This window comes from Pedobacter sp. 01N416 (assembly GCF_056399685.1).
Window position 1 is genome coordinate 1 of record NZ_JBFTRT010001020.1, and the last position, 626, is coordinate 626.

The following is a 626-nucleotide window of genomic DNA, read 5'->3' on the forward strand; positions in this document are numbered from 1 at the left end:
GCGAAATGTCTTTCATCGAACAAGAAGATATATTAAATACTTTTGAGGGTCTGATCCGTACTTTATTTAAAGAAGTACGCAATTACGACTTACCGGAAGTACCGCGTATGCAATATGCAGATGCGATGCGTTTATACGGTTCTGATAAACCTGACACCCGTTTTGCAATGCAGTTTGTAGAGCTTAACCACCTGGTAAAAGGTAAGGGTTTCCCGGTTTTCGATAATGCAGAATTGGTAGTGGGTATCAATGCAAAAGGCGCTGCAAATTATACACGTAAGCAGTTAGATGAATTAACCGATTTCATCAAACGCCCGCAGATTGGTGCTACAGGCTTGATTTATGCCCGCCACAATGATGATGGGACCATTAAATCTTCAGTAGATAAATTCTTCAACGAAGAAGATCTTAAACAATGGAGTGAGGTTTTTGAAACAGAAAAAGGCGATTTATTATTGATTTTAGCTGGTTCAACAGATAAAGTACGTAAACAGTTAAATGAACTTCGTTTAGAAATGGGCAACCGCTTAGGTTTACGCGATAAAAACACATTCTCTGCCCTATGGGTATTGGATTTTCCGTTGTTAGAGTGGGATGAGGAAACAGAGCGTTACCATGCCATGCAC

Annotated in this window: 1 protein-coding gene; it reads left to right on the plus strand. The window is 39.9% G+C overall.

What is annotated here, in order from left to right; translation table 11 throughout:
• A partial coding sequence (locus AC1DND_RS29015) for an amino acid--tRNA ligase-related protein (RefSeq protein ID WP_477586454.1) occupies nt 1–626 on the plus strand: 626 nt, incomplete at both ends.